Raw genomic sequence first — 25,955 nt, 5'->3', positions numbered from 1 at the left:
AATGGATGTTCTTTGTCTTGGATGACTTTCTTCTGAGGATAAGGTCAATTATAGATAATATAATTTAAATACGATATCTTGATCATGATTCCCAAATTTTTTGCCAAATAGAGTTGCACCGCCAATATGTTCGGCATCTTCTTTTACTTCGATCCGGAAGGTCCATCGACTGCAGGTGGTATCTAAATCTTTCACGGAAACCGTTGAGATCGGGTCCCCGTCAATATAGGTGCCATGGCTTGTAATACGAATGGTTTTTAACAATCCATACTGGTTAATATTATGCGGCCACCACTTCGGTGTGAATTTCCCTCTTGCATCTCCAAAATCCCCCGGACTTGTCCATGTTCCGAGCTCTAATCCATTGAGAGAAAAAGTGATGTCAGAAGGCCATACATCGTTGGAGAAAGGAAATTCGGAGGCAATCTCTAAGCTGATTTCGAACTGTTGAAGTTCTTCTTCTTTTTTTAGGAAATTAGCGATATTGTATTGAACAAACCCCTGAGTAAACCATAATATTTCCGCATCTACCCGCTTTGAATCCATAAAATACTTTGGTTCATCCACTCTTCCTATAAACTCTTTATCCGTAGCAAGACCACAGGTAGGTTTCAGATCGAAATCGTTATAGTGACCGATCGGAACAGAGGTTTCATAAGAGGCAAAAGAATGAAAGATTTTCTTGGGAAAATTAATTTCAATGTGATCGACTCTGAGGGTGGAAATTTTTTGAAGACCGGACTTTCCGGGGACCTTTTCTGTTTTGATAATTCCGGCATCTTCCAGCTTCTTGATATGTTTAATAACAATCGGACTGCTAATTTGCAGCTCTTCTGCTAGATCTTTGATGTTCATTTTATTCTTCGAAAGTAACTGAATAATTCTGATTCGCACTTCACTTGCCAAGGCTTCGTAAACAACGAGCGAGGACTTATCGATTTCCAGCTGCATGTTATCCACTTCTTTCCCAAATAATTAATCTTGACATTTATTAGCCAGTATCAAAGTAACACGAAAGATAACCAAAGTAAATAATGATACTGTATGCAATCTTTTGATAAACTTTTTAGTTAACTTTGCTTAGAAATAAAGAATTAAATTTACATAAAAGTTATTGACACCGCTTTCAGTATAGATGTATGATGATTGCGAATTGTAATATTTTTCAATATACAGAAAACGGGAGGAAAACGTCTTGAAAAAAATGCGGGGTCTTACATCTTTGGTTCTTGCTGTTGTGCTAATTACAGTTTTGTCGGGTTGTGGTGGGAATGATAAAAATACAATTGTATTCTGGACACCACTAACGGGTGACGATGGTGCTTACATGGATCAGCTCGTTAAAGATTACAATGCAACTGAGCCTGAAATAAAGGTTAAGCATGTAATTACGTCAGATATGTATACGAAAAACTCTACCGTACTAAACTCCGGTAAAGGGGTTCCAGATCTATCTATCATCCATGCTGACCGTGTTCCAGGATATGTTAAACAAGGTGCTTTAGAAGAGATGACAAATGTGATGGCTGCTGAGCCTGAACTTAAACAAGATAATTATCTTCCTCAAGCTTGGTCAACAGGAACGATTGATGGAGCTCAGTATACGGTTCCTTTGGACATTCATAGTGTTGTTATGTATTACAATAAAGATTTGCTCAAAAAATATAATGCAGAATCTTTCCTTGATGATAACGTAGTAACTATTGATGAGATGCTTTCCTTGCAAGGCAAAATGGATGAAGGCGACTTCGTAGTAAATGATGCTTTGCTGGGCTGGGTTATTCTATCTCAAGTTCAGAACTTGGGCGGGGACATTCAAGAGGATGGCAAACCTGCGGTGAATACACCAGTTATGAAACAAGCTTTTGAAGAAGTGAAAAAAATTGCGGACGCTGGCTTGATGACACCATATGGTGAAGATGGCTACCTGATGTTCCAATCCGGTAACGTTCTATTCTCTACAGACGGAACTTGGAGTTCCACTGCTCACGCTGGTGTTGAGGGATTGAACTTTGGTGTAACGAATGTGTACTCTCCAACTGCAGATAAATTCACAAACAGATCGTCTTCTCACTTGTTCGCTATGCTGACTAACGAAGAGAGAACAGATGAGAAAGAAGCTGGAATTGCGAAATTCCTTGAGTTTATCCGTGAGAATTCTCTTGAATGGGCAAAAGCTGGACAGAACGTAGCAAGTAAACAAGTTAACGAAAGCCCTGAGTACCAAGAATATATGCAGTCCTTCTTTACTTCTAATGAGAAAGAGATTGAATCTTTGTACATCTATACTTATGAATACTATGCATACGTTGCTGAAGCAGTAGATACTTATGCACTCGAGCTGGCACGCGGTAATGTGGACATAGATGAAACACTAAACACAATGCAAAAATTTGTAGAAGATAAAATTGCAGAAGGTACAAGCGGACAGTAAGGGCTAGAACTGAATAGATTGTATAGAGTAATGTGCCATCCATTGGCACATTACTTTATTCAGAAGGAGAAATGATTTCCTATGAAAAAGAAGATTAACTGGGCTCCCGCTTTCTTTGTAGGCCCTCATATTATATTATTCGCCATCTTTATACTGCTTCCAACGATCTATGGTATTTATGCATCATTTACAAAATGGAACTTAATGAATGAACCAGTTTGGGTAGGGTTAGATAACTATAAAACGATTCTGTTTAATCAAGATTCTACGTTTCATACTCAGTTTTTTAATGGGATGAAAAACACCTTTATCTTTGTGGGGATCAGTGTCCCGCTTCTCATTATTATTCCTTTGATGATTGCCGTTGCCTTAGAGCATAAACAAGTCAAAATGAAAAACCTGATCCAGTCCATTATTTACATTCCAGGATTGATTTCTATATCAGCAGCAGCTCTGATCTGGCTACTGATCTTTAATAAACAGTTAGGTATTACAGGGAACTTGCTTGGTTCCGATGTTGCATGGCCCGCTACTCAGCCTTATGCCTGGATTATTATCATCGTAATTACTGTCTGGGGCGGTGTTGGCGGTAATATGATTATCTACCGAGCTTCCATCAGTGGAGTATCGCAAGATTTGTATGAATCTGCAGAACTAGATGGAGCAGGACCTGTCCGGAGATTTGCTAGCATTACCTTGCCTTCCATCCGTTTCCCGTTAATCTATACCTTTGTTATGACTACCGGGGGTGCCTTTAACGTATTTGGACAGCCGTTAATGATGACAGATGGCGGACCGCGTCAAAGCACGCATGTGCTCATGATGTATATCCGTCAATTGGCCTTTGGTAACGGAGAATCCATTGCCGGTATGGCATCTGCAATGGCAGTACTGCTCGGACTCGTTATCTTAGTAATCTCTGCTCTGCAATATTATGTGATGAACAGAAACGCTGCTTAAGCTCATAGAGAATAATATTTTGCTTACAATGGAAATGGAAAGGTAGATGGACCGCTATGTCAAATCCGTTAGTGAATGAGATTGATCAGCCCTTGAACAGGAATACTCGAGGGAAAAAGAAACCTTCCGATAATAGCGTATCTAAATACGCAGCTTATATTTTCTTAATATTACTTTGTATTATTTGGGTCATCCCTGTCGTCTTCGGGATTTCCACATCTTTTAGATCTCAAACTGAAGTCGTATCTTCCGGTTTTAGATTGCTGCCTAAAGATTGGACGATTGACAATTATATTGCGACTTTAACGAATACTTCTACAGCCCCTATTTTACGCTGGTTGGGGAATTCCCTGTTTATCGCAACAACACATACGCTTCTCGTCGTTGTCGTTATTTCATTAACAGGTTATGGGTATTCCCGAATGAAATTTAAAGGAAGAGACGCTTTGTTTTTTACATTACTAGGGATTTCTTTCTTTCCAGGTGTCGTTAATCTAATTCCTTCCTACAAAATTATTGATGCATTCGGATGGGTAAATACAGCCTGGGCTATGATCATTCCTGGTTTAGCAGGGATGGGGAATATATTCCTCGTGAGACAGTTCATGAATGGACTTCCCAAAGATTTAGACGAATCGGCTCGTGTCGATGGTGCATCTGATTTTAGAATCTATTTATCTATTATCGTTCCACTGGTTAAACCCATCTTAATCGTATGCGCGCTCTTCTCTTTCACCGGATCATGGAATGACTTCCTCTGGCCGGTAATCGTGTATACCGATGTTGAAAAAATGCCGGTTACAGCGGGACTACTCTTATTACAAGATATTTATGGTAACTACCGTATGATCGGACAATTGATGGGATCTGCCATTCTTGCTATTATCCCTACTTTATTGCTGTTCTTATTTGCACAGAAGTATTTTGTTCAATCCATTAACCTCAATTCCGGTATTAAAGGTTAGGTTATCATGTTAGATTACAAGACAATTCCTCCCGTATAAATAACAAAGAAAACCAGTCCCTCGCCATGTGGAGCGAGTGCTGGTTTTTTTTAGGTTTAAAACATATAATCCCTATAATTACTTATTTATGATAATTAGGAGGGAGAACATGAAGCATCATCAAGTGATTGTAGCAGGCTGCGGCGGAATGTCGAATGCATGGTTAGACTATGCGGCAGAGAGGGACGATGCACACATCGCTGCTTTAGTAGATATATATGAAGAGAATGCGGTGAAGATGGCAGAGAAGAGAGGACTTATGGTGCCGATCTATAACGATCTTAGCACTGCTCTTCAGTCTGTAAATGCGAATCTAGTATTTGACGTAACCATACCCTCAAGTCATAAATCAGTGGTAACAACGGCGCTGGAGGCAGGATGCCATGTATTTGGTGAGAAACCCATGGCAGAATCTCTAGATGATGCACGTGACATTGTGGAGGTCAGTAAGCGTACGGGTAAGCGATATGCTGTGATGCAAAATCGTCGTTACCTTAAGCAAATTCGAGCGCTGCGTGATCATATACAATCAGGGGCTATTGGCACAATAGGATCCGTACACGCTGATTTTTTTCTCGGGCCTCGCTTTGGTGGATTTCGGGATGTTATGGACAGCCCGCTTATTATTGATATGGCGATTCATACATTCGATCAAGCAAGGTTTATTACGGGAGCGAATCCCGTGTCGGTGTACTGTCATGAATATAACGCAGAAGGGTCCTGGTATCAGGGGAATGCTTCTGCGATCTGTATTTTTGAAATGAGTGACGGTTCTGTATTTAGCTATCGGGGGTCTTGGTCAGCCATCGGCCAGCCTACTTCGTGGGAAGCAGACTGGCGTGTGCTGGGGAGTCAGGGCACTGCCCGTTGGGACGGGATCCATATGCCCTATAGTGAGCAGCAGAAGGAACAAGCAGGTAATGGATTCTTCCATGAGACCGTCCGAACGGAAGCAGAAGCAAGGTGGAGCGGAAGAGAAGGGCATAATGGATGCCTAGACGAGATGTTTGCCGCACTTGCGGAAGATAGACCAGCGGAAACGGATGCCCTTGATCATATCCATAGCGCAGCAATGGTTTTTCACGCACTAGAGAGTGCAAGGACAGGGAAGAAGGTCTTTTTATAACATGCTGTCTTTGTTTTATTCAGAATGTGATTTTCGCTTGTCCAGGTAACGGAAGATAAACAAAGGTACAACGAGAGTAAGCGTAATGCGAATCACAATCTCAAGCCACGGAACATCTGCTGGAGGCGTTCTTCTCACAATCAGTTCATAGAAGGTAATGAAGGCAATAGAGCCTGCTCCGGCTATTACGATCTGGTAAGGTGTGAATGGCTTTCTGACTTGGCCCTGCTGTTTCCTATGTACTGTACTCGTATATGCGTATACTAACGTTAATGCTAGAACTATAAATATAGCTGTGAGAATAGAATCAATTCCTAGTAGAAAATACTGTGCCCCAGTGAAGGCGACTGCGATGGCAGATGTGAAAATCGTAAGCAGTTTACTATCGTATTCGTACCCTTTTATTAGACTGATCGCTGTATAGAAGGCCGCAACAACCAAAGTGAACAAAAAGGAAAACATCGTTATTTCACCTCTTTTAGTAATAAACTCAGCATGTAACGAAATATAAGGAAAATACTTCCTAATAACATTACCCTATTTAAATAGGTAATAAAAGGGTTAGAAGTATGAAAAAAGTGACGATTTCGATTAGAAGTCGTCACTTTTTTGTTCAATACCTGGGATAAAGAACACTGATATATGCACGAAATACACTGTTTTTTTGATGTTAAAAGAAGTTATCTAGAGCTACGATGTAAGGGGTTACATTTAGAACGCAAAGGAGGCATCTTCATGAAAGCAAGCAGGAAGCACCATCCTGGAAAATCTCGATATTTTATCATTTTTCTTGTTTTTCTTATGGTGCTGTCAACGATGGCAATGCCAATGGAATGGGGTGGACAGACAGTAAAGGCAGAGGCAGTACAAGATGAGGTTCAAGATGATGTAGACGAGGGTGTGCAAGAAGGAGTACAAGAGGATGCACAAGAAGGGCAAGAAGGAGCCCAAGAAGGGCAAGAAGGAACAGAAGAAGACCAGGAAGGAGTAGAGGAGGAAGTGCAAGGCGATGGGACACAAGCGGATGTGGATAGCGACGTTGTTGCGCCACAGACGAATGATACAGAGGATAACCTGAAGATGGCTGCTGAAGGCGAATATCGCTTTGATTTTGGGGATGGAGCGGTAGCTGAAGGTTATATTGGAGTCGGTGCACAGTCTTCTTATTCACAAGAGACAGGGTATGGTTTTACAGATTTGTCCACAGTTACTGTACAGGACCGTGGCGGAGATGACCCGCTTCGCTCTGATTATGCACATGTGGATAATGGCATATTTCAGATTGATCTGCCAAATGGCGATTATGACGTAGCTCTTATTGCAGGAGATCAGGAGGAAGGTTCGGAGATTGCTATAAGTACAGAGCGGATGCAAAAAGTGCAGCTGACTGCCAAAGGGGCAGGCGAATTTTTGGAGATGAATTTCTCCATTGCACTGGTTGATGGCCAGCTGGGTCTGGAATTCACCGGCTCTGCAGCTAAATTGAACGCACTGGTTATTACGAGGCTCCCGGACCGGACACCAGGCAGTAACCCGGCAATCTATATCGCTGGTGATTCCACAGTGCAGACTTACGATCCATACTGGAAGCCAGAAGCTGGATGGGGACAAATGCTCCCTCGTTTCTTCGATGAACAGATTGTGATTAAGAATCACTCCATTGGTGGACGAAGCACGAAATCTTTTATCGATCAAGGCAGACTCGATGATATTCTAAAAGTCATTCAGCCAGCTGATTATTTCCTCATTCAATTCGGTCATAACGATGCGACGATCTCAATTCCGGATCGGTACGCTTCTCCAGCTGACTATAAAGAATATCTCAGAACTTATATCCACGGTGCAGAGCAGCGCGGGGCAACCCCGATTCTTGTTACACCGGTAGGAAGAAGAGATTTCAATGCAGATACAGGTAAATTCAATGTGAGTTTCCCAGAGTATGTAGATGCAATGAAAGAGGTAGCAGCAGAGGAAAATACAAAACTTATTGATCTTAGTACGCTGAGCAGAGCCTACTATGATTCAATTGGTCCAGAAGAGACCAAATCTGTCTTTTTGCATACCGACCCAGGAGTGTACGCAGCATTTCCAAATGGATCAGCTGACAACACACACTTCCAGGAGTATGGAGCGATTCAGCTTGCTAGAATGGTTGCTCAGTCGATCAAAGAGCTGAACATTCCACTATCGGAATATGTAAAAGAGCAGGACCTGCCGGATGCGAAACCAAGTCCTGTAACCGGTCTTGTGGCAGGTAACATCAGTAACAGTGGTGCGTTATTAAAATGGAATGCGGTAGAGGGTGCTGATATATACCGGATCTACGTCAAGCTGCAGACAGATGCGGAATCCGCGTATAAGTTAGCAGGAACTGCTACCGTGCCTAGCTTCTCCTTGGCTGGTCTTTCAGAAGGAAATGCATATACTGCGTATGTTATTGCGGTAAATGGAAAAGGTTCCTCTGATCCTTCTGAGGAAGTAACGATTGGAACAAAATCAGCCACTTATCGTTATGATTTTGGCCCTCCGGGTTCCCCTGTAGCGGAAGGATACACGGAGATTAATCGTAATATTCTTTATACCAAGGAACGCGGTTATGGACTTGTCGTTCATGAAGGTGCTTTGGCAGACCGTGATCGAGGCGGGGCTACGGATGCCCTTCGCCGTGATTTTATTATTAATTTCGGTGGGGTTTACGAACTTAAGGTAGATCTTCCTAACGGTACATATGCCGTGAAATCATATACGGGAGACTGGATTGGTTCTACAAGAACGAACGTGAACATTGAAGGGAAGGACTATGGAACCATAAGCTCTGGCAAAGAGAATATTGCTGAGAAACTGCATGCTCCCATAACTGTACAAGATGGGCAGATCAATATGGTCTTCTCTGGACAAACGGCTCATGTGAACGGAATTGAGATTACACCTCTTCTGCTTGCACCAACGGGTCTGGAACTTGTGAAAGTAGATCTTGCGAGTGAAGTTCCTTCCGCGGAGATTGCTTGGAAAGGCATGGATAGTGCAGCCTTATACCGTGTATATCGTCAGGCAGAAGGAGAAGCGAAAGCATCTTTCTTAGCTGAAACTTCCGAACTCACTTGGAAAGATGAAACAGTGGATTTTGGTATGAAATATACCTATACAGTAACCGCAGTGGACGCAGCGGGGCTTGAATCGGTTGCTTCTACACCGCTAGAGGTTTCCATGATCGATTCCTCTGTTGAGAAAGCCGGCATTCCTACGGGCTTAAAAGTAAGTTCTATTCATAAAAATGAGGTCACATTTACTTGGGAACCGAACGAAAAGGCTCGTTCCTATAATGTATACCGTTCGGATAAAGAGAACGGAGTTTACAATCTTATTGGTAAGACAAAAGAAGCGCAGTACACAGATCAAACCATTCTCAGTACGATACCTTATTATTATAAAGTGGCAGCTGTAAATGCTGGAGGAATCTCTGATTTGTCAGAGGTGCTTGTTACCGAAGCGGTAACTACGTTGTATCGTCAAATGGAGAACCTTGATCGTGCACCCGTTGCAGTCAAGACAGAAGACGGAGTATTTATTAGCTGGAGAATGCTTGGTCTGGACCCAGATTCAATCGCTTTCCAAATTTACCGTGATAACAAGCTCATTACGAGCAAACCGATTACGGATCGTACCAACTATGTGGATGCAGGGGGTACGGACAAATCGAAATACGTGATTGAACCGATTGTAGGTGGAGTAAAACAAAAAGCTACGGAGCCAATCTCCGTATGGCAACAGCAATATAAATCCATTCCTCTTGATAAACCGGCAGATGGTTATACCAAGGATGGTCAGCCTTACTCTTACTATGCGGGAGATGCGAGTACAGGTGATCTCGACGGCGATGGCCAGTATGAAATCGTTATGATGTGGTCGCCAACCAACAGCAAGGATAATTCACAATCAGGTTATACAGGCGAAGTGTATTTGGATGCTTATAAAATGGACGGAACAAAACTATGGCGTATTAAAATGGGTCCTAATATTCGTGCAGGGGCACATTATACTCAGTTTTTAGTCTACGATTTTGATGGAGATGGAAAAGCTGAGGTTGCTATGAAGACAGCAGACGGTACCAAAGACGGAGCGGGTGTAGTTATTGGAGATGGGACACTCGATCACCGCAATAGCTCTGGATACGTGTTGCTTGGGAATGAATTCCTCACTGTATTCGAAGGAACGACGGGTAAGGCACTAAGTACGGTTCCTTATGATCCGCCTCGCGGTGATGTAAGTTCGTGGGGAGATGGATACGGAAACCGTGTTGATCGGTTCCTTGCGACCGTTGCTTATCTGGATGGAGAGCATCCAAGCCTTGTTTTCTCAAGAGGTTATTATACAAGAACAGTGCTTGCTGCTTATGATTTCAGAGGCGGGGAGCTGACCAAACGCTGGCGTTTTGACTCTAATGATGAAGGTCTTAGCAGCTATGCAGGACAGGGAAATCATAATCTATCTGTCGGTGACGTAGATAACGATGGCAAAGATGAAATCCTGTTTGGTGCAATCGCGATTGATGATGACGGTACTCCGCTTCACAATACAAGACTCGGTCACGGCGATGCTATGCATTTTGGTGATCTCGATCCTATGCGTGAAGGTCTTGAAATATTTAGTGTTCATGAAGACAGAAATGCGAAATACGGCATGGAAGTACGCGACGCAAATACAGGTGACATTCTATGGGGAGTACCTATGGGAATTGACGTAGGCAGAGGGATGTCAGCTGATATTGACCCGAATTATCCGGGAGAAGAAGTATGGTCTGCTACAATCACCAATGCAGAGCATATTCCGCTTAGCGGCTTGTATTCTATTAAAGGAGAGAAGATTTCATCTAAAATCCCTTCATCCACAAACTTTGGTATCTGGTGGGATGGCGATCTGCTTAGAGAGCTGCAAGATGATATCCGAATCGATAAATGGGATTACAAAAACCAAAAAACGATCAATTTACTCACAGCCACAGGTGCTGCGTCGAACAACTCCACGAAAGCGAATCCAAGTTTACAAGCGGATCTGCTGGGAGACTGGCGTGAAGAAGTTATCTGGCGTTCTCAGGACAGCACAGAGCTTCGGATTTATACAACAACGGATGAATCGGACTATCGTATTCGTACGTTAATGCATGATCCAATCTACCGCTTAGGTGTTGCATGGCAGAATGTTGCTTATAATCAGCCTCCACATACGGGCTTCTATTTAGGAGCAGGAATGGAGATGCCTGCGGCTCCAAACATTCGTTATACGGGCGCTGAAGATAATGGATCAGCAAAAGGAAAGCCAGGGCTTCCTGTACTTTCCGATAATAATGGACACAATAATGGTCTCTTAGACGGAGAATACACGTTATCTATGAACATGTGGTGGGGTGAGAATGGAACAAGATATAAACTGTATGAGAACGGGAAACTGATCTATACAGAGCTTTTATCTGACAATACACCTCAGGCACAAAGTGTTCATGTTCCACTAGCAGGAAGAGATAATGGTACGTACGTGTACACGGTAGAACTGATAAACGCACACGGAACAACACAAAGTGCTCCTCACACGGTAACGGTAAAAGATGCGGCTCCGAATAAGCCTAGTATATCAAGCGATAACTGGGATCAAGACGGCGAATACCGGATCACGATGAACATGTGGTGGGGAACCAATGGTACCCTCTATAAGCTATATGAGAATGGGGCACTCGTCGATACGCAGGAATTGGCAGCAGCGACACCTGATGCACAGACAGCCTACACTGAGATAACAGGCAAGGCAGCCGGCGTATACGAATATGAGATTGAACTGTCTAACAACCATGGGCAGGTAAGAAGTGAAGTCATTCGTGTTGAAGTGAAATAAAAAAGGAATAGAGTGAGAGAAGCCGGGCGTAGGATTGCATTCAATCCACGACCGGCTTCTTTATTTATTTTGTGAAATCAGATTTGATTCCGGGCAAGCGTTTAATCCAATGTGCTAAAGGGTACTTACACTAAGATGCTTAATTACAATTTTTTATTCGTAGATTCGTGGTTAGTTAACGATAAAAAGATGAATCGAAGAGGAGTGATAAAGAATGAATGAGAAAGATATGAACTTGAAAAAAGACGCAAAAGACGAGCAGCTCGATTCATTCCGAGTGGATAATGACGGTCAAAAACTAACGACCAACCAAGGTCTTAAGGTATCTGAAGATGAATTTTCGCTGAAAGCAGGAGAACGTGGACCCACGTTGATGGAAGATTTTCATTTCCGTGAAAAAATGACGCATTTTGACCATGAGCGTATTCCAGAACGTGTTGTGCATGCCCGTGGGTTCGGTGCCCATGGATACTTTGAGGTCTACGAACCGCTTACTGAACTTACCAAAGCAGGTTTTCTACAAGACCCGAGTGTAAAGACTCCTGTCTTTGTACGTTTCTCAACGGTAGCAGGGTCACGCGGATCGGCAGATACGGTTCGAGATGTGCGCGGATTCTCTACGAAATTTTATACCGAAGAAGGTGTCGTTGATATCGTTGGTAACAACATGCCTGTCTTTTTCATTCAAGATGCGATTAAGTTCCCAGATTTTATTCATGCGGTAAAACCAGAACCTCATAATGAAATTCCGCAGGCTGCTTCTGCTCATGATACGTTTTGGGATTTCATAGCGAATAATCCTGAGTCAGCTCATATGATGATGTGGCATCTGTCTGATCGTGCCTTGCCGCGTAGTTTCCGGATGATGGAAGGTTTTGGTGTACATACCTTTAGACTAGTTAATGCAGAAGGAAAAGCGCATTTTGTGAAGTTTCACTGGAAACCGGTGCTTGGCGTTCATTCCCTTGTCTGGGATGAGACTCAGAAGATTGCCGGAAAAGACCCTGACTTCCATCGCCGCGATCTATGGGATGCGATTGAGACCGGCAACTATCCAGAATTCGAGTTTGGACTTCAAGTCATTAAAGAAGAGGATGAGTTTAATTTCGATTTTGATATCCTTGATCCAACTAAATTATGGCCAGAAGAACTCGTTCCTGTTCGTAAAGTAGGTAAAATGACGCTGAATCGGAATACTGATAATTTCTTCAGCGAGACAGAGCAGGTGGCCTTCCATCCTGGGCATGTTGTACCAGGTATCGATTTTTCTAATGATCCATTGCTTCAAGGGCGTTTATTCTCCTATACAGATACGCAGCTTACGAGACTTGGCGGTCCAAACTTTGCCGAAATTCCAATTAACCGTTCGATTGCTCCCGTACACAATAACCAACGTGACGGTATGCATCGCATGACAATCAACCGCGGGCCGGTCAGTTATCATCGTAATGGAATTGCCGGTAACAGTCCCTCTACGGCTGCACCTGCCGAAGGCGGATATGAGCATTACACAGAGAGAGTAGATGGCCGAAAAGTACAGGCAAGAAGCGAAAGCTTCAAAGACTTTTACAGCCAGGCAAAATTGTTCTGGAATAGCATGTCAGAGGTGGAGAAGAAACATATTACAAGTGCGTTCCAATTTGAGCTTGGAAAAGTTCAGCGCAAGGAAGTGCGTCAATCCGTAGTAAATCTGTTGATGAATATCGACACGACCCTTGCAGCGAGTGTTGCCCTGAAGATCGGTGTACAGCTTCCGGAAGCAGGAGAAGCAACCAAGAACCCGGTTCCATCTGATTCTCCGGCTCTCAGTATGATGAATACCATTTTCACTGCGAAGACTCGTAAAATTGCGATCATTGCAGGTGAAGGTTTCGATCAGGCAACAACAAAGGTTATAGAAGCGCTGAAGGAAGCAGGCGCGATGCCAGAGGTGGTTAGTGACCGACTCGGCCCTATCAGCGGACAAGGTGGACAAAGCATCGAGGCAATGCACACATTCCTCACCAGCGATTCTTTACTATTTGACGCCATTTATATTGCGGGTGGAAAAGAGGGTGTCAACCTGATTGCATCCGAACCTGATGCGAAGGATTTTGTGCGCGAAGCGTACAAACACTTTAAACCAATCGGTGCCGTGAACGAAGGGGCAACTTTCCTACAGCAGTCGCTGGCGATAGAAGGCCTGCGTGTACCAGGAATTGTGACGGCTCGGTCTACGGAAGAGCTTTCCGGTTTTGAGAACAAATTTGTGGAAGCTGTAGCTGCGCATCGTTTCTGGGATCGCAAAATGTAAGGTAAATGTAACAAATATACGTCTATTCTAGACAAGCGGAATAGCTGCTTCTGCAGCGACCCTGCTTGTCTTTTTATTTATATGGAAATATAGCTATATAGATGTGATGGGGGTTGTCTTTTGTTACAATAGGTCCAGTATTCTCTTATGACAACGATGAACAAGCAGCAAAGGTGGGAATGTTTTGGACTTTTTTAATGGAATCTATGAGTTTATCGGTGAGATTAAATGGATTAGACTTGCGGTAGCTCTTCTCTTTTTATTTGTATTTACGATATTTAATAAGTGGACTTCGACAAAGTTATTTCATCTATTAAAACGAATATTCAGCCAGAAATGGGATAGTATTTATCAATTACTTCATGGACCAGCCAGAGCTTTAATGACGCTGGTTGGGATATCAGGAGCAGTCCGTATTTATTTTGCCGATGGCGGAGCAAGTTGGCCGCTATTTCAAGGACTTGTCCGTACTGGATTTATTATCATCATTGGGTGGGCCTTTTATAATTTATCAGGACGCTCTTCCCGCTTTTTTGCAGGAATGACCAGTAAACTTGGGGTCGAGGAATCGGACATGATTATTCCTTTCCTGTCTAAGGTCCTGCGGTTTATGGTGATTGCTCTGACGATTACAATTATCATGGGAGAGTGGGGTTACAGTGTGAACGGCTTGGTTGCCGGGCTGGGTCTCGGAAGTCTTGCGGTTGCCTTGGCAGCACAAGATACACTAAGCAATCTCATTGCCGGTATTATTATCGTTACGGAAAAGCCTTTCTCCAAAGGGGATTGGATACGTACAGATGCGGTAGAAGGCATGGTTGAAGATATTTCTTTTCGCAGTTCCAAAATAAGAACATTCGCCGATTCCATTGTGATTATCCCGAACAATATTTTGGCCAAAGCGGCCATTACGAACTGGAGTCGGATGGGAAAAAGACGGGTGACCTTTGATCTTGGCGTCGCTATTGATACGGATCGCGTCCAGCTGGAGAATGCAGTGAATCGACTGCGGGAATACATTGAGAACCATGAAGGTATTGATCATGATTTGTACATGGTTCGGCTTAAAGAGATGACCAGAGACCAAATCACCATTCTTTTTTACTTTTTTACGTATACAACCATATGGGTGGAACACATGAAAGTGCTTGAATCCATTAACTTTGAAATCTTGCGGATCCTGGAAGAAGAAGGCGTTAAACTTGCGGTACCAGCGCAGCGTCTTTTCCTTGAGAATCATGCGATTTTTGAGAAAGAAGGGGCAGATGCTTGAGCATTCACACAGGCAATGACTTTCTTCTAGTGGGCAAAAAACCATAAAAAGGGCGATGAATTACCTTGAACAGGTAATCTATCGCCCTTTTTTAAAATCCATCAAATCTGTTTATTCTCCGCGCTGCTCAAATAGCTGAACAATTCCAATAATGACCTGAGTAGCTTTCTCCATATGATCTACGGATACATATTCATAACGTCCATGAAAGTTCTCTCCGCCTGTAAAAATATTCGGTGTCGGCAGTCCCATGTAAGATAATTGAGAACCATCGGTTCCCCCGCGAATCGGTACAATATGAGGCTCAATATCGAGCTGTTTCATAGCTTCTCCGGCAATATCTACGATAAATTTCACCGGCTCGATTTTCTCGCGCATATTGAAGTATTGGTCACGGATTTGGAGCTGGATTCGTTCCTCGCCGTAGGCAGCCTGAAGGATTCTGGCGATCTGCTCCAGATTCGCTTTCCGTGCTTCAAATTGGTCTCGATCGAAATCACGAATAATATAATTCAGTTCAGTTTCTTCTACATCTCCTTTAACAGAAGACAAGTGGTAGAATCCTTCATACCCGTCCGTAAACTCCGGTGCTTCTTGAATAGGAAGTCTTGCGTGAAACTCCATTGCAATTTTGGCGGAGTTCACCATTTTATTCTTCGCAGTACCTGGGTGGACGTTTTTGCCTTTGAAAATAATTTTTGCCGCTGCGGCATTAAAACTCTCATACTCCAGTTCACCAAGCGGCCCTCCATCAACGGTGTAGGCATATTTTGCACCAAATGCCCCTACATCAAAACGCTCCGGCCCGCGGCCGATCTCTTCATCGGGTGTAAAGGCAACCCGGATCTTCCCGTGTTTAATCTCTGGGTGAGTAATCAGGTATTCCATGGCAGTCATAATTTCGGCAATTCCTGCTTTGTTATCTGCACCAAGGAGAGTCGTTCCATCTGTTGTAATCAGCGTATGGCCTTTATAGCCTGCAAGCTCTGGGAAATCTTCTAGAGACATAATAATCTGTTGTTCCTCGTTCAGCGTAATATCTCCGCCATCATACTGCTCTATAACTTGAGGGTTTACGTTCTTTCCAGTAAAGTCAGTGGCCGTATCCAGGTGAGCAAGAAATCCGATCACAGGAACATCATGGTCCGTGTTAGAAGGAAGTGTGGCCATCACATAACCGTTATCATCCATACTTATCTCTTGCATGCCGATGGAGTGCAGCTCTTCTACTAGTTTACGTCCAAGTTCGAGCTGTCCTGGAGTTGTAGGGCAAGTCTCACTGTTCTCATCCGACTGGGTGTCCACACGTACATAGCTCGTTAGTCTTTTAATTAAGTCCTTTTTCACGTTACATCAGCTCCTATGTAGTTCACTTTTATAGATGTAGTTTATCACGAACCCTGCCCTCATGCATAAATCTGGAAAAGGGGTTGCACAATATTAGAAAACCACTTGAGATCCCATTGACGTGCAACCAAAAGGTGCTATAATTGCCGCATTCTTTACTAGTAAACGATAAACCTATTTGTAAAAGGAGCGACTTATGACAACATCATTGCCCGAAATTAGAAAAACCATTCTACTGGATGCACCTATGGAGAAGGTGTGGAAACAGATCTCTACAGCAGAGGGAATTGCACAGTGGTTTATGCCAAGTACCTTCGAACCTATGCTTGGTCATGAATTTATTCTTGAAGCAGGGCCTTTTGGTAAATCGAAATGTAAAGTAACGGAGATCGATCCGCCGAATATGCTGAGTTTTACTTGGGATAAAGATTGGCTGCTAACTTTCCAATTGGAAGAAAAGGAAGGACAGACCGAATTTACTTTAATCCATGGCGGCTGGAAATCCGGGGAGAAAACTTCATTCGGAGAAGATCACAGTCTGGTTCGTGATCGTATGGATCAAGGCTGGAGCGGCATTGTGAACAAGCTTGCTTCTGTAGTTCAAGCATAAGGATGTAAATCAAGCCACAGGTAAAAGAGAGCGCAGCAGGTAAACCTCGCTGCGCTCTTCTTGTACTCACGATAACGTAAGGCTTCGCCATAAATAGAATACAGCGTAAGCTTCATAACCTTTCCAAGGTTCGAAAATAGCTCTAATCTCAGCTGGAGTGGGCTTAGCGGACAGACCCAGTTGTTTCTTAAGAGCTGCATGTAGTCCTGCGTCTCCTATGGGAAATGCGGCTGGATTACGCAAGCAGCGCATCATAACATAATGTGCACTCCATGGACCAATCCCTCTGATGCGAAGCAGTGTCTCTTCCGCTGCCTCATATCCCGAAGCCAGCAGTGTTTCTTTTTGTAATTCTCCACGCACGACCCGCCCAGCGATATCCACCATATATTCTGCCTTCTTGGTAGTAAATTGCAATTCTCTTAGAGTGGCTAGGGTGTTACTACCAAGTAATGCCGACGGCGAAGGGAATCGGTAATAGGTTCTTCCATTACACTCATAAGTCTCCCCAAAAGTCTCAACAAGCCGTTTTTTCAGCGTATAGGCAAAAGTAAGATTAATCTGCTGTCCAATGACAGCCCAGCATAGGGCTTCGAACAGATCAGGAACCCCGATAATTCGAAGTCCATTCAAAGATTGAACCAGTGGACCGAGCATGGGGTCGTCCTCAGCCAGTTGATAGAAAGGAACAAGATCTCTCCGAAGATCAAACCATTCCTCTATAAAAAGGAAGATGAGATTCCATTCTTCTGCAGAGACCGATTCTGCACATAGGCAGCGGATACATAGAGCATGGGATAAAGCCTCATAACGAATTTCTATTGGAATAGGTCTGCCCTGTATATCCAGTGATTTGTAGATTCGTTCATCTTCCACTTCATGCAGGCATTCGAGTGTAGAACGGTTCAGGTAATAGAGAACTTCTGAGTAATTAAAAGGTTCAGGCAAGGTAAGTTTTCGTTCTGTTTCTATGTGATTTGCTGATATTTCCGCCCCTATATGGGGATCGTTAGAATTCAAAACGGGCATGTCCTTTTCGGGTGTAGTCATGATATCCCTCCAGTGTAAGAAGTGCTTCCTTGAAATGGAGTCCTCCGCGAAATCCGGTGAGGTTCTTGTTCTTACCAATAACCCGGTGGCAAGGAACCAGCATGGGAACGGGATTTGCTCCATTCGCTGTGCCGACAGCACGGACCGCCTGCGCTCTGCCGACATGATTTGCGATATCGGAATAGCTGCGTGTTTCTCCATAAGGAATCTGCTGTAGTGCATTCCATACTTCCATTTGAAAAGCAGTTCCGCGAAGATCAAGGGGTACAGAGAACTCTGATCTTTCTCCATTCAAATACTCTGTAAGCTGTTTTGTATAAGGTTCAAGCTGCTGTTCATCCTTAAGCAGTGCAGCATCTGGGATGTGGCGATAAATCCAAGACTCGAATGCCTCCCAGTTCTCTGAAGGCCAGGTGATTTTACAGATTCCTTGTTCGGTTGCTGCTAGATATAAACATTGATTTTGTAACAAATCATGTTGAACCTTCGTCCAATAGACAGGGGTCACGGTGTATCCCTTCTTTCACTCGATTGTCGGTAATGCTGCGGTGTTTGACCGATTGCTTTCTGGAAGACAGCAATGAAGTGAGAGGTGCTTTTATACCCGATAAGGACAGCAATATCTCGAATTTCCAGGTCGCTTCTTAGGAGTTCCTCTTTTGCTTTATCCAGTCGTACTTTCTGCAAATATGCTGCGGGGGTGAGCCCGGTTACTCTTTTACATACTCTTTGAAGATGATAGGGGCTAACTTTGATCTCATCAGCCAAGCGGTTTAAGCTCACAGACTCTGAGTAATGGTGATCGATATAGGATGTGACGCGCTCCGAGATCTCCTTATCCGGATTGTGTAGTTCTTTGATGTCTGGCTGACATCGTTTGCAGGCACGATAACCGTCTCGCTCTGCTGCTTTTGCAGCCGAGTAGATTGTTACGTTTTCCCGTTTTGGCGTCCTAGAGCGGCAAGAAGGGCGGCAATAGATGCCCGTTGTCCGAATCGCTGTATAGTAGATTCCGTCGTATCGATCACTGCGCTCTAATACAGCCTGATACACCTTTTCAAAAAGTTCAATTTCTTCCCGCATCTACTCTACACCTCCGCTATATTTCTTATTATAGGCTTCCTTGGCATGTAGAGCAGTATTTTGGAATAGGAAAGCAAGATTTCGACATTGTCACCAAAATGATATTCCTTATTATGGAAACTTATAGTATAGTAATTGCGTTATCCCTTTGTAAGCAGAACTGTACATAATCTTATTAGTATAAATGCAATCAAAACCTGAAATTATAGTTCGCATTTGTCGAAAAAAAGAAAAAGAGTGCAGAGAGGAGAAGTACATGAGTGACCAGGAAGAATACCCGTTGACGCGGAGTAAACGACATCAGAACAAAAAAAAGAAAAAACCGAAATCAAAGAAACCTCTGATTATTACAGCGATCATTCTCTTGCTTATAGGAACGATGGGGTTTGCATTTCGTAAAGAACTTGTTGCTGTGGCATTTCAGCTGTTTTTGGAGGACACAGTAAAAGGCCGAATCGATAATGCATACGAACCGATTAAGGTGACGGGGCCGGCTGGAAATGAAGAAAATCAGGACGAGCTGACAAAACCTTTCAGCATGCTGCTGCTGGGTGTAGATGAAAGGGTAGGGGATGTCGGAAGATCAGATACGATGATCTATGCGGTATTCCGCCCGAAAGAGCACCGAATGTTATTAATGTCGTTGCCTCGTGATTCGTATGTTCCGATTGCAGGGAAAGAAAAGAGAAATAAAATCAATGCAGCCTATGCCTTCGGGGGAACGAAGATGAGCGTAGAGACCGTAGAACAGCTGTTGCAAACGGATGTTGATTATTATGCAAAAGTGAATTTTCAAGCACTGGTAGAAGTAGTTGATGCGCTTGGTGGAGTGGAACTGCCGATTACCGAAGTTATTGAGAACAAACAAAGGATCCACATAAAGCTCCGAATTGAGCCGAACAAACCGATCTATAACGGTGAAGATGCCTTGAACTATGTACGATATCGTGAGGATTCGGACTATAAGCGAACAGAACGCCAGCGAATCTTTATCAAGCAAGCGACAGAGCGTGCTTTATCGCTAGGTAATATTACAAAAATCCCGCAGTTAATGGATATTGCGAGTTCGAATATGAAGACAGACATGACCTCCGATTTTATTATTGATCTGGCGGAATTGTTGTATGAGAAAGGATCCGTTCCCCAGATGAGCAGTTACATGCTGAAGGGTGAAGGTGAGAATAACCAGTACGGCTGGTACTACATGCTAAGTGATCAAGGGTTAGCAGAGGCGCAGGAAATCATCGATAATTGGATGGATGAAAATACAGCAGCGGCGGATCTTATCGATCCTGAGCTCAAAGAACAATAAGAAAGAGGCAGACCTGTAAATCAAGGTCTGCCTCTTTCTTTGCCTCATTTTTAAGCTTCCGACTCTTGCTTCTGATCGTCTGATTCCTGATCTTGAACTTGTTCCACCCAGACAGAGACACTTCCGCCCTTGACGGTAAAGTTGGCACAGCCATCTTCTTCGATCGTAAGCGTCTCTTCTTGGTTACCTGTAATGTCATACCAAGTCTGCCCAGCACGTTCTTTACCGACACACATCCGCTTTTCTCCATTTTCTCCGTTACCAATAATGACGGCACAGCCGGAGTGAGGGATTTCAGCGACACCGCATCTTACCCAGCCAATGGTATTCGGATGATCAAGATAATCAATTTGGTCGCCGTAGGCATGATGGTATCTTGCGGCTAGCAGAGGGTCAATCGCCGCTTGCTTCGAAGGAATCGGATTGTCTCCGCCAATGCCGTAGTAATCTCCGTAGAATACACATGGGTATCCGCCTTGACGGAGCAAGATCAGTGCATATGCACTTGGTTTAAACCAGTCATCGATCCAGGACTCGAGCGCTTCTCCCGGCTGAGAATCATGGTTATCAACAAAGGTAACCGCATGGGTAGGGTGGGTTTGAACAAGCGTATCATTAAAAATCGTTGTTAGATCAAATGCTTTACCCGCAAGCGAAGCTTCATGAAGTTTGTAATGGAGTGAAACATCAAACAGATCAATTTGATAATCGACAGTATCAAGGAATTTTTGGCAGGAAGCAAGATCCGGTTTCCAGAACTCGCCTACAATATAGAAATCCTGCCCTCTTTTCTTAATCATTTCATTGGCAAACTGTTTAACAAAATCATGATTGATGTGTTTAATCGCATCCAGGCGGAATCCGTTACACTGAAGGGTATCAATCATCCATTTTCCCCAGTTAATCATCTCTTCGCGAACTTCTGGTTTTCTATAGTCGATGTTAGCGAACATCAGGTAATCATAATTTCCAAATTCATCATCTACATTTTCGTCCCAGCCTTCTTCATTTGAGGCTATTCGGAAAATACCAGTTCGATCTTCGGAAGCATCGTAGTCTGTTCCATTAAAGTGGGTATGATTCCATTTGAATGAGGAGTACGTATTTCCACGGCCAGGGAAATTAAATTTGGTCCATCCCTCTATTTCAAATGGCTTTGAGATATCCTTCGTACGATTGTTCGGATCGACCTCAATGACTTGAAACCGTTCGGTCTCATCTGCCCCTGCTTTATGGTTCATAACAAGGTCTACGTATACCCCAACTCCATTTTGAGTGCAGACTCCCATGGCTTCCAGCAGATCCTCTTTAGAGCCGTATTTGGTTTTCACCGTACCTTTTTGGTCAAACTCGCCTAAATCATAAAGGTCATATACTCCGTAGCCTGTATCCTCGGGTGAACTGCCTTTGGTGACAGGAGGGATCCAGACGGAATCGATTCCTTTTTTCTTTAACTCAGGAGCTCTTTCAGACAGACGTTTCCAGTGTGCTCCATCTGCATCTACATGCCATTCAAAGAATTGCATCATAGTATGATTGCGTTTTATCATACGGCCGCCCCCCTCTCATTAGTATCATTCTCTTACTACAGCACACCATAAAGGATGTGGTTTGCGTGATGACAGACTGCCGCAATCTATAAGTGCTTTTATTCAGAAATAACCACCCCGGGGGAGAACTAAACCATATCGAGAAAATATATATGGCTAGAGGCAAGACGAGAAGGCTGCTTATCTTCTTTTACGCGTGTTAAAAAAAGATGGTAAATTATCGTGCATATATGAAAATTTTATGCTAAGATACGGTTTGTTTCAGAAAAATTTACGTAATTTTATGAAAATATAAACATTTACTACTAAGCTGAAGGTGAATCTATGACAACAGCAGCCGACGGGCGTGTTCTTAAGACAGAAAATCTCAATCTTTTTTCATTAACCTGGCCTATCTTTCTAGAAATTATGTTATTTATGCTGATGGGTACCGTGGATACCTTTATGATCAGTGCTGTATCCGATGAGGCTGTATCTGCGGTAGGGACGTCCAATCAGATCGTATCGATTGCCATCCTCATTCTTGAGGTGATTGGGAATGGAGCAGCCATTGTGGTAGCTCAGTATATTGGTTCGAGAAAACTTGCGGAAGCATCTCGTGTATCTGCTGTAGCCATTACACTTAACTTATGTGTCGGGCTCATCATTAGTGTTATTTTTGTATTTAGCGGCCGTCATATTTTACAACTCATGAATCTTCATGGCGAAATCTTAGAGCTCGGGAATACGTACATAACGATTGTCGGCGGGGGCATTTTCTTACAAGCTTTGATTAATATTATGTCCGCGATTATTCGTACCTATGGTTTCACCAAGCAGACTATGCTTGTATCGCTTGTAATGAACCTCCTTCATTTAGTTGGAAACTATGCACTCATTTTTGGTCATTTTGGATTCAGTCCGATGGGTGTAAAAGGAGCAGCCATCTCGACCGTACTTAGCAGGCTGGTCTGTGTCGCGATCTTCATTTGGTTACTTTATAAAGTAATGGCCGTAAGGATTGAATGGAGACATTATTTCATGATCTCCAAAGATTATGTAAAAAAAATACTGAACATCGGTATTCCTTCCGCCTTTGAACAAATTACGTATCAAATGTGTCAGCTCGTCTTTCTGTATTATGTGACTTATCTCGGAACAGAATCACTTGCTACACGGCAGTATGCAGCCCAGATTTCTAATTATATCTACTTATTTAGTATGGCTGTATCGCTGGGAACATCGATTCTGACCGGACGATTCGTCGGGGCAGGAAAGCAGGATGAAGCCTACGCAAGAGTGAAGAAAAGTGTGAAAATCGGCCTTATCTCCACGATAACCGTGGATATTATTATTATTCTGCTTCGGGAGCCGCTGATGGGAATCTTCACGGATAACGCAGAGATTATCCGCTTAGGTTCTCAAGTACTCTTGTTCAGTATCGTATTGGAAACAGCAAGAACGTGTAACATGATTATGATTAATTCCTTGCGTGCAGCAGGGGATGCTCGTTTCCCAGTGTATATGGGGCTGATCTCTATGGTTGGCGTGAGTCTTCCGCTCGGTTATTGGTTTGTCTTCCATTTAGACATGGGAATCCTAGGTGTATGGGTAGCAAACGCAGTGGATGAATGGATTCGTGCCTTCATCATGCATTATCGCTGGAAAAATGGTGCTTGGCGCCGTCATGCGCTCGTGGAGCAACCCGCTTCAAAAGATTCAGAATCTGCTGTGCCAGCTGCATTATAAACTTCGTGATCTGTAATTAGCATCTAAGCGAGGGTCGTCCGTATGATGCAGCTGCTCAGCGTATGTTTCTGCCGCCGTAAAGGCGGCTTTTTCATGTCAAAATACATAGGAGCTACAGAGCACAAAATCCATTTTTATTATTATTTAGGATAGATATGGAATAAATGTTATCGTAATTTGTCCAAATCCTTAAATAATTCTGTTATTATTATTAAGTTAAGGGATTTTTAATGTAAATTGTTTTCAGAAGTTTTACTATAGATAAGGTGATTTTGAGCCGATCGAATGGAACGTCTCTATCAATCAACAAACTAAACCCAAGGAGTTAATATAATGAGTCAAACAATGACAGCTGAAAAAAGGGAACGTCTGCCCGAGCTTAATCTTGTACGATGCATCGCAATTCTTGGTGTACTAAGCGTACACTCGACTTCTTTTGCTACCGTAGATATGGTGAATTCGGGTATGTACTGGCTGTACAACTTTTTCAATATTTTCATGAAGTTTGGTACACCGACGTTTATTTTCTTAAGTAGTTTTGTGTTGTTTTATAATTACTATACAAGACCGCTGGATAAGAAACTGGTTCTTGGTTTTTATAAGAAGAGATTGCTTTACATTTTAATTCCTTACTTTATGTTCTCATTGTTTTATTTTCTGATTTTACATGTTGTGTACTATCCCGATCGTTCTCTGATCGATACGATCGTAAGTTTTACAACCAAGTTGTTTACAGGTAAAGCGTACACTCATTTATATTTTGTATTTATTAATATGCAGTTTTATATTCTGTTCCCGCTGGTACTCGCTTTATTCAAAAAAGTACCTTCTCTCGTCAAGTGGGCAGTTCCGATTGGACTTGCCATTCAGTGGGGATTTATCGTCATGAACAAATACGGTGTTATCAGCGTAGCGAATAAGGGAAGCTGGTCCCTTTCGTACTTCTCCTATTTCATGCTCGGCGCACTTTTGGGTGTATATTTCCCGAAAATTAAAGAGTGGATTGTTATCAGAAGAAGCTACGCTACACCAGGAAAAGTTACAGCATGGACGATGCTATGGATTGTTTGGATCTGTGCAGGTCTAGCACATGTGTATATCTGGTACTTGAACCGTAAAGGGATTGCTGTCTATGATTCCCTTTGGTATGAATTCCTGTGGAATATCCATACGTTCTCGGCAGCGCTGGTGTTATTCCAGATTGCCTTCCTGCTATACGGCAACGGTAAGAGCGCTCTGGTACGTACGATGTCTAAGATTGGCGGATTGTCCTTCGGGATCTATCTAATTCACCCATTCTTCTTGCTTGTTTATCGTGAATTCCCGCCGCAAACCGGAATTTCGATCCTTCATCACTTATGGTATGTCGGTGGATTCCTGCTTGCGCTAATCGGATCATATATTGTGGTTGGTTTGGCATCTCACTTCTCTAAATCCTGGATTCTGTTCGGTAACCTGCCTAAACCGCAGCGAGGAGCCGGGGAACCAAAGAAACCAAATCTGCCTGCTTAAGCAAGCGAGAATACCTTATCGTTTAACGGTTATCGTTTATCGTTATTTCGTAATATTTCAAAAAAAAGAAGCATTCCCGTCTATATGGGATGCTTCTTTTTGCGTATATATTAGATCGTGGATTTTCGCAGCCATACGTAGGATAGGAAAGCATACAGCAAAGTAAGAGGAGCGAGGAACCAGATAATATCCGTCTGGTAGGTCATGACCCACTTGCCGAAATCGTCCCAATATTGCCAGTAAGTCACGAGGACACTTGCTGCACCCAAGACAATGACGATGAGCAGGATCAAGCTTATTAAGACCAGTTTCCCGAATCTTCTCGCTATACTCGACATAACGAAACCGAATAGAAACAGATGAGAAATGACGACAAAGTTCAGCAGGGCGAGATGCAGGAAGGAGAGACTGCTGAGGAAAGGGACATCAAAAAAATGCAGCCCTGTACCCCAGCCTGAAGTAAGCTGTTCTATCTCTCTAACGATGGTAAGTGCAGTGGAATAGAGCAGGCTGAAGAGAAGAAACATGCTGATTGTACCTAGGAAATAATCTTTACGTCGAATACCGAAACTCAGTGAAAATGAGAAATTCATGGGAATTACCGCAATTCCTACACTCATCATGAACCCATAGATTGATAACAGTCCTCCGGTCGTAAATGAACCAATCGATATACTGATGATCAAATTAACTACAAAACTACTCATAAGCACAATGAGGGGAACGATAAGCCATAACCAATAATCAACAAGATGGGTACGCATTACGGTTTTGATCGTTGGCATAC

At 43.1% G+C, this 25,955-nt stretch carries 19 protein-coding genes; 11 read left to right on the top strand and 8 right to left on the bottom strand.

Features of this window, described 5'->3' with window-relative positions; all coding sequences use genetic code 11:
* Positions 1-48 precede the first annotated feature (48 nt).
* A complete protein-coding gene (locus KJS58_RS04350; protein WP_213530775.1) occupies positions 49-951 on the bottom strand; it encodes an ArsR/SmtB family transcription factor in 903 nt (300 codons plus the stop codon).
* 253 nt (positions 952-1,204) lie between these two features.
* Between KJS58_RS04350 and KJS58_RS04345 the strand changes: the two genes are divergently transcribed.
* The 4 genes from KJS58_RS04345 to KJS58_RS04330 all read left to right on the top strand — a co-directional run bounded on the left by KJS58_RS04345 (position 1,205) and on the right by KJS58_RS04330 (position 5,524).
* Positions 1,205-2,434 (top strand): extracellular solute-binding protein, encoded by a 1,230-nt coding sequence (locus tag KJS58_RS04345; protein ID WP_213531065.1) that lies wholly within the window; start codon positions 1,205-1,207, stop codon positions 2,432-2,434.
* An 81-nt stretch (positions 2,435-2,515) separates the two neighbouring features.
* Positions 2,516-3,394, top strand: coding sequence for a carbohydrate ABC transporter permease (locus KJS58_RS04340; RefSeq protein WP_213530773.1), 879 nt, complete (start codon positions 2,516-2,518; stop codon positions 3,392-3,394).
* Positions 3,395-3,450: 56 nt separating this feature from the next.
* Positions 3,451-4,359 (top strand): carbohydrate ABC transporter permease, encoded by a 909-nt coding sequence (locus tag KJS58_RS04335; protein ID WP_213530771.1) that lies wholly within the window; start codon positions 3,451-3,453, stop codon positions 4,357-4,359.
* Between the two features lie 148 nt (positions 4,360-4,507).
* Positions 4,508-5,524, top strand: coding sequence for a Gfo/Idh/MocA family protein (locus tag KJS58_RS04330; RefSeq protein WP_213530769.1), 1,017 nt, complete (start codon positions 4,508-4,510; stop codon positions 5,522-5,524).
* Between the two features lie 15 nt (positions 5,525-5,539).
* Here KJS58_RS04330 and KJS58_RS04325 read toward each other — a convergent pair whose 3' ends face one another.
* Positions 5,540-5,986: a hypothetical protein gene (locus KJS58_RS04325; RefSeq protein ID WP_213530767.1), complete on the bottom strand. Its 447-nt coding sequence runs from the start codon at positions 5,984-5,986 to the stop codon at positions 5,540-5,542.
* Positions 5,987-6,259: 273 nt separating this feature from the next.
* On the opposite strand from KJS58_RS04325, the gene KJS58_RS25600 reads away from it, so the two are divergent.
* The 3 genes from KJS58_RS25600 (at position 6,260) to KJS58_RS04310 (ending at position 14,976) form a co-directional block, all read left to right on the top strand.
* Positions 6,260-11,410, top strand: coding sequence for a rhamnogalacturonan lyase family protein (locus tag KJS58_RS25600; RefSeq protein WP_283771238.1), 5,151 nt, complete (start codon positions 6,260-6,262; stop codon positions 11,408-11,410).
* Positions 11,411-11,624: 214 nt separating this feature from the next.
* The gene (locus KJS58_RS04315; protein ID WP_213530765.1) at positions 11,625-13,703 is read left to right on the top strand and encodes a catalase; all 2,079 of its coding nucleotides are present in this window, start codon (positions 11,625-11,627) and stop codon (positions 13,701-13,703) included.
* 184 nt (positions 13,704-13,887) lie between these two features.
* Positions 13,888-14,976, top strand: a complete 1,089-nt coding sequence (locus KJS58_RS04310; protein WP_249716884.1) for a mechanosensitive ion channel family protein — start codon at positions 13,888-13,890, stop codon at positions 14,974-14,976.
* A gap of 111 nt (positions 14,977-15,087) precedes the next feature.
* Here KJS58_RS04310 and pepT read toward each other — a convergent pair whose 3' ends face one another.
* Entirely contained in the window at positions 15,088-16,323 is a 1,236-nt protein-coding gene (pepT, locus tag KJS58_RS04305) for a peptidase T (RefSeq protein WP_213530763.1), read from the bottom strand.
* Between the two features lie 196 nt (positions 16,324-16,519).
* Between pepT and KJS58_RS04300 the strand changes: the two genes are divergently transcribed.
* Positions 16,520-16,933, top strand: coding sequence for an SRPBCC family protein (locus tag KJS58_RS04300; protein WP_213530761.1), 414 nt, complete (start codon positions 16,520-16,522; stop codon positions 16,931-16,933).
* Between the two features lie 66 nt (positions 16,934-16,999).
* On the opposite strand, the gene KJS58_RS04295 is transcribed toward KJS58_RS04300, so the two are convergent.
* Genes KJS58_RS04295 through KJS58_RS04285 form a run of 3 tightly spaced genes read right to left on the bottom strand, consistent with a single transcriptional unit; the run spans position 17,000 to position 19,066 of the window.
* Positions 17,000-17,983, bottom strand: coding sequence for a DNA-3-methyladenine glycosylase 2 (locus tag KJS58_RS04295; protein ID WP_213530759.1), 984 nt, complete (start codon positions 17,981-17,983; stop codon positions 17,000-17,002).
* On the bottom strand, positions 17,943-18,491 hold the full coding sequence (locus KJS58_RS04290; protein ID WP_213530757.1) for a methylated-DNA--[protein]-cysteine S-methyltransferase: 549 nt from the start codon (positions 18,489-18,491) through the stop codon (positions 17,943-17,945). Before KJS58_RS04290 ends, KJS58_RS04295 begins: the two co-directional genes overlap by 41 nt.
* Positions 18,488-19,066 (bottom strand): bifunctional transcriptional activator/DNA repair enzyme AdaA, encoded by a 579-nt coding sequence (locus KJS58_RS04285; protein WP_213530755.1) that lies wholly within the window; start codon positions 19,064-19,066, stop codon positions 18,488-18,490. Before KJS58_RS04285 ends, KJS58_RS04290 begins: the two co-directional genes overlap by 4 nt.
* Before the next feature lie 256 nt (positions 19,067-19,322).
* Here KJS58_RS04285 and KJS58_RS04280 point away from each other — a divergent pair, with 256 nt between their 5' ends.
* Positions 19,323-20,378 carry an LCP family protein gene (locus KJS58_RS04280; RefSeq protein WP_213530753.1) on the top strand — a complete coding sequence of 352 codons (1,056 nt, stop codon included), beginning with the start codon at positions 19,323-19,325 and terminating at the stop codon, positions 20,376-20,378.
* Between the two features lie 50 nt (positions 20,379-20,428).
* Here the strand turns inward: KJS58_RS04280 and KJS58_RS04275 are convergent, their stop codons facing one another.
* The gene (locus tag KJS58_RS04275; RefSeq protein ID WP_213531059.1) at positions 20,429-21,925 is read right to left on the bottom strand and encodes an alpha-amylase; all 1,497 of its coding nucleotides are present in this window, start codon (positions 21,923-21,925) and stop codon (positions 20,429-20,431) included.
* 327 nt (positions 21,926-22,252) lie between these two features.
* On the opposite strand from KJS58_RS04275, the gene KJS58_RS04270 reads away from it, so the two are divergent.
* Positions 22,253-23,656, top strand: a complete 1,404-nt coding sequence (locus tag KJS58_RS04270; RefSeq protein WP_213530751.1) for an MATE family efflux transporter — start codon at positions 22,253-22,255, stop codon at positions 23,654-23,656.
* 333 nt (positions 23,657-23,989) lie between these two features.
* A complete protein-coding gene (locus tag KJS58_RS04265) occupies positions 23,990-25,168 on the top strand; it encodes an acyltransferase (protein ID WP_213530749.1) in 1,179 nt (392 codons plus the stop codon).
* Positions 25,169-25,278: 110 nt separating this feature from the next.
* On the opposite strand, the gene KJS58_RS04260 is transcribed toward KJS58_RS04265, so the two are convergent.
* On the bottom strand, positions 25,279-25,953 hold the full coding sequence (locus KJS58_RS04260) for a hypothetical protein (RefSeq protein WP_213530747.1): 675 nt from the start codon (positions 25,951-25,953) through the stop codon (positions 25,279-25,281).
* Positions 25,954-25,955 lie beyond the last annotated feature (2 nt).

The organism is Paenibacillus sp. J45TS6, from assembly GCF_018403285.1.
GTDB lineage: Bacteria > Bacillota > Bacilli > Paenibacillales > Paenibacillaceae > Paenibacillus.
Note: the sequence above shows the minus strand (reverse complement) of the source record. Positions and strands in the feature narration are given on the sequence as shown.